The organism is Streptomyces muensis (genome assembly GCF_021474425.1).
Taxonomy (GTDB): Bacteria; Actinomycetota; Actinomycetes; order Streptomycetales; family Streptomycetaceae; genus Streptomyces; species Streptomyces muensis.
The window spans coordinates 26,672-35,450 of record NZ_JAKEIP010000070.1 but is presented as its reverse complement, the minus strand read 5'-3'; the positions used below and the strand labels follow the sequence as shown (position 1 = coordinate 35,450).

Here is an 8,779-nt window from a genome sequence, read left to right as displayed (position 1 = left end):
GTACGGGGCCGGTTCGGCGGCACCCCCGTCGCCGGAGCGGTGGGCGGCGAGCAGGCCGGGGGCGGAGTCCTCGAAGAGGAGGCAGTCGGCGATGTCCACGCCGAGGAGCCGGGCGGCGGCGCGGAAGCCCTCGGGGTCGGGTTTGCCGGCCCGGACGTCGTCGGCGCAGACGGCGACGGCGGGCAGGGGCAGTGCGGCGGCGGTGAGGCGGCGTTCCATCATGGTGCGGGAGGCGGAGGTGACGACGGCCCAGGTGTGCGCGGGCAGGGCGGTGAGCAGCCGGCGGGCGCCCGGGATCTCGGTGACGGTGTCGGCGGTGGCCTCCTCGCGGGCCCGGATCCAGGCGACCTCGTCGGTGACGGTCGCGAAGCCGGCCGCGGGGAGGAGCCCGGCGACGATGTCGTGCGCGGTGCGGCCGGGCAGCGCGGCGAGCACGGTGGCCGGGTCGAGGCGGTGACGGGCGGCGAACTCCCCCCAGACACGGTCGATGGAGGCGGCCGAGTCGACCAGCGTGCCGTCCATGTCGAAGAGCAGGGCGCCGGCCGTCACGGCGCGGGGCGAGGTCATCCGATCTCCAGGGTCTGGGCGGCGAACCGGATCAGTTCGAGGTCTTCCTTCCAGTGCCTGCGCAGACGCTGGTCGCCGGGGTCGGTGTCGAGGATCACGTGGTCGGCGCCGGCGTCACGCAGGAAGGCGATGTCGGCGCGGATCTGGTCGGGGGTGCCGTAGCCGAGGGGCCGGGAGCTCGGGTCGGCCGGGGTGGTGGTGGGCAGGAAGAAGATCCTCGGGGCGAACTCCTTGCCTTCCGCGAGGACTTCGGCCGCCCGGGCGCACAGCCGGCGGTCGGGGTGGAGCGGGTGCCAGGCGGTGCCGACGCGGTTGACACGTTCCAGGGCGCGCGGTCCGTTGCCGCCGATCCACAGCGGCGGGTGCGGGTCCTGTACGGGCCGGGGTGCGGTGTGCACCCGGTGGCCGCGGTAGGTGACGGTGTCGGAGGTCCAGGCCTCGACCAGGACGTCCAGGGTGTGGTCGGTGAGGGCGCCGCGCCGGTGGAAGTCCACGCCCAGCACGTCGAAGGCCCGCGGGGCCCAGCCGACGCCGAAGCCGACGACGAGGCGGCCGCCGCTGAGTTGGTCGATGGTGGCGGTGGCCCGGGCGAGCGCGATCGGATGCCGGTGGGAGGCGATCAGTACGCCCGCGCCGAGCCGTACGGTCTGCGTCTGCCCGGCCAGCCAGGAGAGCGTGGCGAGGCTCTCGTGGAAGGGGGCGGGTGAGCGGCGGTGGGCGTCGTCGGTGAGGGCGAGGTGGTCGGAGACCAGCACGGTGTCGAAGCCGAGCCGTTCGGCCTCACGGGTCCAGTCGAGCATGCCCTCCGGGGTCATCTGGGGGCCGAAGTTGGGCAGGTTGATACCGAATTTCACGTGGTCACCGGCCCGGGGAGGGTGAGCCCGAAGGGGGCGTGGTGGGCGGTGGCGGCCGGGTCCGGTGCGGCGTGGAGTTCGAGCAGGTTGCCGCCGAGGCGGTCCAGCGGGCGCGGCGGCTCCTGGCCGGAGATGCCGTGCTCGAAGAGTTCGAGGTTGAGGGCGTCATCGATGACGACCATGGCCATCGCCGAGGTCCCCTCGACGTCGAGGCCGAACTGGCGCCGCATGAAGGCCCGGTCGGCGGCGATCTCGGTGCGCAGGACGACCCGTGCCCGGTGGTGGGTGACCAGGTGGTCGACGGTGGCGTCGAGGCTCTGGACGCTGTAGCCGGTGTGGTCGAGGCCGAGCAGCGTCGGCAGCGGCGCGTCGTCGGCCGGCCGCTGGCCGTGGTGGAGCCGCTCCTCGGTGCTGTCGGCGTATCCGGGTACGTCGGGCCACTGCTGCAGCTCGAAGAGGGTGCCCCACGGCGAACGGAAGTAGATCCAGCGGTTCCCGCGGATCGGCCCCTCGGGAATCGTGATGATGTCGCCGAGGACCTCGACACCGGGCAGCTTCTCCAGATGGGCGACGGCCGCCTCTATGTCGCCGACGCGGAAGCACAGGTGGTTCGTACCGATGTCGACCAGGCGGGGCGGGGTCTCGCCCGACGCGGCGGGAACGAGCCGCACCTCGACACCGGCCGAGAACGAGACGACCCCCGCCCCACCGTCCCGGTCCACGACGGAGGGCCCGACCAGCTCAGCGAGAAAGGCCGTGGCCTCCGCGACGTCGGGCACCGCCACGGTGATCCGGTGGGCCGGCGTGCGGGTGTCCGCGACGGGGTTCGGGGAGGCGTCCGGGACCGTGTTCATACGGGGGTTCCTTCGGGGTGCGGGGCCGGAGGGGCGACCTGGGTCGCCCGGGGACGGGGATACGGGCACGTCACGGCTGCAGGAGGACCTTCCCGCGCAGGCCACCCTTGGCGAACTCACGGTGCGCGTGGGCGGCTTCGGCGAGGGGGTGGCGGCGGCCGGTGGGGACCGTGAGGAGGGCGCTGGTGATCAGGTCGCTCAGGGTCTGGAGCTGGTCGCCGTTCTCGTCGACATAGCTCTTGCGGGGGGTGATGCCCCGCTCGGGTACCGGCTGTTCGTTGTCGTCGATGGCGACGAACTGGCCGCCGTCAGCGACGGTACGGATCGCGGCGGCCACGCCCGCGGTGTCGACGACGGCGGTGTGGCCGGCGGCGGGGAGGTCCTCGGGCCGGGTGTGGACGGTGCCGACGCCGAGGGCGAGAAGGGCTTCGGTGTCGGCGGCCCTGGCCAGGGCGTCGACCGGGTGACCGTCGGCCAGCAGCAGCTGGACGGCGATCCGGCCGACCGCGCCGGCGGCGCCGGTGACGAGGACCGGCGCGCCGGCCGGCAGGGTGAGCTTGGCGAGGGTCTGGACGGCGGTGAGCCCGGCGAGCGGCAGCGCGGCGGCCTCCTCCAGCGGCACTCCGCCCGGGGCGCGGGCGAAGAGGCGGGCGTCGGCGACGACCTGTTCGGCGTACGTGCCGTAGCGGTGGGCCGGCTGGGCGACCATGCCGATGACCTGGTCGCCCACGGTGAACCGGGTGACCTCGGCGCCGGTCTCGGCGACGACGCCGGAGACGTCCCAGCCGGGGACGGCCGGGTAGGTCAGGTTCAGGGTGAGGAACCCGGAACGGGTCTTGAGGTCGACCGGGTTCACGGCGGCCGCGGTGACGGTGACGCGGATGTCCCGCGGTCCGACGGGCAGTTCGGGCACCTCGTCGAGGGCCAGGACGTCGGGGTCGCCGGTGCGGTGGAAGACGACGGCTTTCATGCGGGTGGAGTCTCCCTCGGGGGAACGGTGGTGAAGGCGTGGCGGGCGTTGGCCTCCGCCGCGGTCAGGGCGAGCCCGCCGTCGGCGAGGAGCGAGGCGCCGGTGACGTAGCCGGAGCCGGGCCCGGCGAGATGGGCGATCAGCGCGGCGATCTCCTCGGCGCCGGCCGGGCGTCCGAGCGGGATGTCGGGGCGGGAGATCTCCCGGTAGGTGTCCTCGTCGTGGACGCCGTTCATGGCGGTGGCGGTCTCGCCGGGCGCGACGGAGTTGACCCTGATCCCGTACCGGCCGAACTCCAGGGCGAGCACCTTGGTGACCATGCCGAGCGCGGCCTTGCTGGCGCAGTACAGCGCGCCGCCGGTGATCGGCACGGTCTCGTGGACGGAGGTGACGTTGACGATGCTGCCGCGGACGCCGCCGCGGATCATGTGGTGGCCGACCGCGGAGGCGAGCGTCATGGGGGCGAGCGCGTTGATGGCGAACACCTCGTCGGCCCGCTTGAGTTCGAGGGCGTCGGCGGCGCTGCGGTCGTTGATGCCGGCGTTGTTGACCAGGCAGTCGATCCGCCCGGCCCGCTCGACGGCGGCCATGCAGCTGTCGACGGCGGCCTCGGGGTCGCGCAGATCGGCCCGGACCGGGACGCACTCGGCGCCGGTGGTGCGCTGGAGTTCCCCGGCGACCTGGCGGATCCGGTCCTCGCCGGTGGCGTAGCCGAGCAGCAGCCGGTGCCCGGGGTGGGCGAGCGCGCGGGCGGTGGCCCGGCCGATGCCGCTGCTGGCCCCGGTGATCAGGGTGGTGTGCCGGTCAGACAAGGCTCAGCACCACCTTGGGCCGGGTCCGGCCGTGCTGGAGCACGTCGAAGGCGCGGGCGACCTCGTCGAGCGGGATCACCTGGTCGACGAGGCCTACGGCGAGTTCGTCGACGAGGGCCACGGCACGGGCGTAGTGGTCGACACCGTGCCGGACGCCGGCGATCCGGATGCCGGCCAGGGCGATCCGGCCGGGGTCGACGCTCTCGGTCCCGGCGGGGACGCCGACCAGCAGGCACAGGCCTCCGGGGCGCAGCCGGTCCAGCGCGGCGTTGAGGGTGCCGGGGGCGCCGGAGCACTCCAGGACGATGGCGTACCCGGTCGGGGCGTCGGCGGTGGTGGTGACGCGGTCGCGGTAGCTGCCGGGCGGGAGGTGGCCGACGCCGCCGGGTTCGGCGATGTCGACGGTCACCGGGTAGCGGGCGAGGACGGCGGCGGCGAGGCTGCCCATGGTGCCCGCGCCGACGACCAGGACCTGGTCACCGGGTTGGGGGTCGGCCGCGCGGACCGCCTCCAGGACGGTGACCAGGGGTTCCACCAGGACGTGTGCGGGGCGCGGCTGCTCCGTGCCGGGGCCGAAGGGGACCAGGGCGTGACGGGGCATCACCAGGTACTCGGCGGCGGCGCCGGCCCAGCCGTACAGACCGACCTCGCGCAGCTCGGTGCAGAGGTTGCGGTGGCCGGAGGCGCAGGAACGGCAGGACTGGCAGGGGATCATGGTCGAGCCGGTGACCACCTCGCCGTGCCGCAGTCCGGTGACGCCGGGGCCGAACTCCTCGACGGTGCCGGCCCATTCGTGGCCGAACCGGTGCGGGAAGACGGCCCGCCCGTCGGCGAGGTAGGCGGAGGTGCCGTGCAGGAGCTCCAGGTCGCTGCCGCACAGGCCGACGTAGGCGATCCTGACCAGGACCTCACCGGGCCCGGCGACCGGTCGGGCGGTCTCCACCAGGGTCGCGGTGTGCGGTTTGTCTATGACGGCGGCCCGCATCAACTGCCCTCACCCGCCACCCGGTCACGCCTGCCGCGGGTGCCCACGGCGAGGGCCAGGACGGCGGCCAGGGCGAGGCCGGCGCCGACCGCGGGCAGGGTGCCGAGCGACGCCCCGAGGGAGAGGGTGGCCGAGCCGATCCAGGCGCCGGCGGCGTTGGCGAGCTGGAAGCCCGCGATGTTGACGGTGGCCGCGAGGTTGGGTGCCTCGCTCGCCGCGGTGATCAGCTTGGAGGCCAGCGGCGGGATGATCGAGAAGCCGGCGGCGCCGAGGACGAAGAGCCAGGGCGCGGTGAACCAGGTGCTGGAGCCGAAGAGCGCGAGCAGGCCGAGGGCCACGGTGAGCGCGCCGAGCGCGACGAGCAGGGTGCGGTCGATGGAGCGGTCCGCGAAGTGCCCGCCGAGCTGGTTGCCGACGACCGAGCCGATGCCGAAGACGAAGAGGAGCAGGGTGACATGGCCGGCCGAGAAGCCGGTGTGGTCGCGGAGGTAGGGCGCGATGTAGGTGAAGACGACGAACAGGGCGGCCTGGCTGAGCGCGGTCAGGGTGAGGGCCGCCCACACCGACGGGCGGGTGAAGACGGTGAGTTCGGCGGAGATCGACCCGGCCGGGCGGGCGGGGGCGCGCCGGGTGACGGCCACGAGCCCGACGGTGACCAGGGTCTGGAAGACGGCGACGACCACGAAGGAGGTACGCCAGCCGAACTCGCCGCCGATCAGGGTGCCGAGCGGCACGCCGAGCACGGTGGCCAGGTTCAGGCCGAGCGAGACCCGGGCGATCACCCGGCCCTGGAACTCCGGCGGCACCAGCGAGGTCGCGAGGACCAGGCAGAGGGCGAAGAAGGTGGCGTGCGGCAGCGCGGTGACGATACGGAAGACGACCAGCAGCGCGAAGCTGTCCGCGAGCGCCGTGCCGAGGGTGCCGATGACGAAGACCGCCATGGAGCCGATGATCAGGGCGGTGCGCGGCACCCGGGTGGTGACGATGGTGAGCAGCGGCCCGCCGATCATCACGGTGACCGCGTAGACGGTCACCAGGAGGCCGGCGGTGGCGTCGGAGACGTTGACGTCACCCGCGATGTCCGGCAGGACGCCGGCCACGAGGTATTCGACGGTGCCGACGCCGAAGACGGCGAGCAGCATCCAGAACACGGCGGCGCCCGCGCCCGCTCCCCGTACGGGTGTCGCGGTCTCGGTCCCGGTGGTGGCGGTCAACGGACGGCCCCCTTCGTCTCGTTCGTGTTGTTCGTCTCGGTGGTGGGCGCGGGCGCGCCGGTGTACTCCAGGACCGCGCAGCCCCAGGTGAAGCCGACGCCTATGCCGGTGAGCAGCAGCCGGTCGCCCGGGGTGAGGGTGCCGGAGCGGCGCAGCAGGTCGAGGCCCACGACCGGGTCGGCGGCGCCGGTGTGCCCGATCTCCCAGCCGCGTTCGGCGAGCGTCTGGGCGGCGTCGATCTTCAGCGGGCCGAAGCACTGCTTGCGCAGCAGGACCTTGCCGAAGTTCGGCACCAGCCAGTGGGCGATGTCGGCGTGCGCGGTGCCGGCGTCGGCGAGCGCGGTCTCGGCGCAGCGCGACAGTGCGGCGGTGTTCCGGGTCCAGAACTCCTCGGTGCTGCGGGCCTCGGCGAACGCGGCGACGCGCTGACGCAGGTCGATGGGTTCGCCGGAGCCGTAGTACGGCATCGCCATCGAGTCGTTGCCCCGGTGCATCCGCTCCAGCAGCGGGTCGCTGACCACGGAGGTCGACAGCACCCGGAAGGGGCCGCCGTCGTGGCCGAGGACCAGGGCGCCCGCGCCGTCGCCGTAGACCAGTCCGCTGTCGGAGGCCCAGCGGTCGAAGAGCGGCAGCTGCCAGGCGTCGGAGGCGGTGACCATGCCCTTGCCCGCGCCCGCGCACCAGCGGCCGACGAGTTCCATACCGACGACGGCGCCCGCGCAGGCGGTGCGTATCTCGATCGGTACGCACTCCTCTATCCCCAGCTCGCTCTGCAGATAGGCGCCGCAGTTCCAGCCTTCCAGGCCGTTGTGCAGCACCACGGCGTGGACGAGGACATCGATGTCGGCGGGGTCGGCGGCGGCGTCGGTGAGCGCGGATCGTCCGGCGGCGACGGCCATCTCGGGGGCGGTCTCGCCGCGTTCGGGCCGGGCGACGACGGCCGACACCTGTCCGGTCTTGCGGTGTTCGACCTGGCTGTAGCGTCCGCTCGCCACCATCTCGGCGGCGAACTCACGCTCCTCGGGCAGATAGGAGCCGAAGCCCTCGATGTAGAGGCTGTCCCACTTCACGCTGCCTCACCGGCCCCGACGAGTCCGGCGACCGGTCCGATGTCCTGCCCGGTCCGCCGTCGCGCGGCGTCGAGTTCCCTGAGCGCGGCGTTCAGTTCCTCGGGGGTGACGTCGTTGACGAAGCGGTGGTGTCCGATGCCGACCGGCAGCGGCAGCCGCTGCTGTCCGTCGCGGTGGCGCACCGTGTCGGCGAGGGCGCCGTCCAGGATTCCGGGGCGGGCCAGGACGTCGGTCCACAGCGGCAGCCGCAGCCGGTCCATCAGGGCCAGTACGCGCTGGGCCTGGTGCTCGGTGACATCGCCGCGCATCCGTCCCAGCACGGTGGTGAGCGCCATGTCGACGGTGACCGCCTCGCCGTGCAGCAGCTCCGGCAGCGCCTCCATCTCGATGGTGGGGCTGAAGGTGTGCCCGTAGTCGACGCACCGTTCCAGGCACTGTTCCCACAGGTTGGGCTGGAGCTCCTCCAGCATCAGGTGGATGGCCTCGGAGACGATCCGGCGGGCCGCCGTCTCCAGCGCGGGGGTGCTGCCCTGGAACCGGTCCTCGATCAGCAGCGGCCCGAAGTCCTCCAGCAGGCCGAAGAGTTCCGCCGACTTGATCAGCGCCATCTTCAGGATCTCGGCCAGCCCGTTGGCGAGGTGACGTGCGTCGAGGGTGCTCAGGAAGGAGCGGTCCACGAAGGTCGCCACGGCCGGCGCGTACGTACCGAGCCGGTTCTTGCCCTGCCCGTAGTTGACCCCGGTCTTCACACCGACGCCGGCATCGACCAGGCCCACCAGTGTGGTGGGTATGCGTATGTAGGGAGTGCCGCGCCGGTACAGGCTGGCGGCGAGTCCGACGACGTCGAGGAGGACGCCGCCGCCGATCGCGATCACGGGTTCGCGCCTTCGGTCGATGCCGAAGTCGTTCATGGCGTCGACCACGTCCGTCACCAGGTCCCAGCGCTTGACGCTCTCGTCCGCGCGCAGCGGGAGGAGGGTGACCGTGATCCCGTGGTGGTCGAAGTAGCGAGTGATGCGCTCCCCGTGGAGTTCGTCGACGGTGGAGTCGATCACGACCAGACGCCGGTCGCCGGGTCGCAGCGGGGCGTCGGCACAGCCCGAGAGCAGCAGGGTGCTGTCGGGCTCGAACAGGCCGGACGCCTCGACGACGTGGTACCGGACCTGTTTGATGGCCTCCACGGTCCAGGACGGGGAGGCGGAGTGACTGCGGGTTAAGCCATCTATGTAAGCGGCACTGTGGTGCACGTGAAGTCCCCCTGTGGACGGGCACGATGCGTCGCGGCTGGCAACGACTCTGTCGCCGCGCCGCGTGGCGCATGAAGATGCGGCGAGGAACCACGCCCGGTCGGCGCACCGGTTCCTCTCACCGGCCCGGCGACACTATCATTCGTTTATCGATCGCTACATGAATAATGGATCACACCGGTGTGAAGCCGCGTCCCGGCCCGCGC

9 protein-coding genes are annotated in these 8,779 nt (G+C 72.9%); all 9 read right to left on the bottom strand.

Annotation, left to right across the window (positions count from 1 at the left end; genetic code table 11):
* Positions 1-567: HAD-IA family hydrolase (locus tag L0P92_RS18850; RefSeq protein ID WP_234763909.1), on the bottom strand; the 567-nt coding region annotated here is incomplete at its 3' end.
* Positions 564-1,421 carry a TIGR03619 family F420-dependent LLM class oxidoreductase gene (locus tag L0P92_RS18845; RefSeq protein WP_234763908.1) on the bottom strand — a complete coding sequence of 286 codons (858 nt, stop codon included), beginning with the start codon at positions 1,419-1,421 and terminating at the stop codon, positions 564-566. The genes L0P92_RS18850 and L0P92_RS18845, both read right to left, overlap by 4 nt.
* On the bottom strand, positions 1,418-2,275 hold the full coding sequence (locus L0P92_RS18840; protein ID WP_234763907.1) for a VOC family protein: 858 nt from the start codon (positions 2,273-2,275) through the stop codon (positions 1,418-1,420). The genes L0P92_RS18845 and L0P92_RS18840 overlap by 4 nt, the downstream gene beginning before the upstream one ends.
* 70 nt (positions 2,276-2,345) lie before the next feature.
* On the bottom strand, positions 2,346-3,245 hold the full coding sequence (locus L0P92_RS18835; RefSeq protein WP_234763906.1) for an NADP-dependent oxidoreductase: 900 nt from the start codon (positions 3,243-3,245) through the stop codon (positions 2,346-2,348).
* A complete protein-coding gene (locus tag L0P92_RS18830) occupies positions 3,242-4,057 on the bottom strand; it encodes an SDR family oxidoreductase (RefSeq protein WP_234763905.1) in 816 nt (271 codons plus the stop codon). Before L0P92_RS18830 ends, L0P92_RS18835 begins: the two co-directional genes overlap by 4 nt.
* Complete coding sequence (locus L0P92_RS18825) at positions 4,050-5,042, bottom strand: zinc-dependent alcohol dehydrogenase (RefSeq protein WP_234763904.1); 993 nt, start codon at positions 5,040-5,042, stop codon at positions 4,050-4,052. The genes L0P92_RS18830 and L0P92_RS18825 overlap by 8 nt, the downstream gene beginning before the upstream one ends.
* The gene (locus tag L0P92_RS18820) at positions 5,042-6,256 is read right to left on the bottom strand and encodes an MFS transporter (RefSeq protein ID WP_234763903.1); all 1,215 of its coding nucleotides are present in this window, start codon (positions 6,254-6,256) and stop codon (positions 5,042-5,044) included. The genes L0P92_RS18825 and L0P92_RS18820 overlap by 1 nt, the downstream gene beginning before the upstream one ends.
* Positions 6,253-7,326: a 3-oxoacyl-ACP synthase III family protein gene (locus L0P92_RS18815; protein WP_234763902.1), complete on the bottom strand. Its 1,074-nt coding sequence runs from the start codon at positions 7,324-7,326 to the stop codon at positions 6,253-6,255. Before L0P92_RS18815 ends, L0P92_RS18820 begins: the two co-directional genes overlap by 4 nt.
* Positions 7,323-8,507 (bottom strand): sedoheptulose 7-phosphate cyclase, encoded by a 1,185-nt coding sequence (locus tag L0P92_RS18810; protein ID WP_234763901.1) that lies wholly within the window; start codon positions 8,505-8,507, stop codon positions 7,323-7,325. Before L0P92_RS18810 ends, L0P92_RS18815 begins: the two co-directional genes overlap by 4 nt.
* Positions 8,508-8,779: the final 272 nt, after the last annotated feature.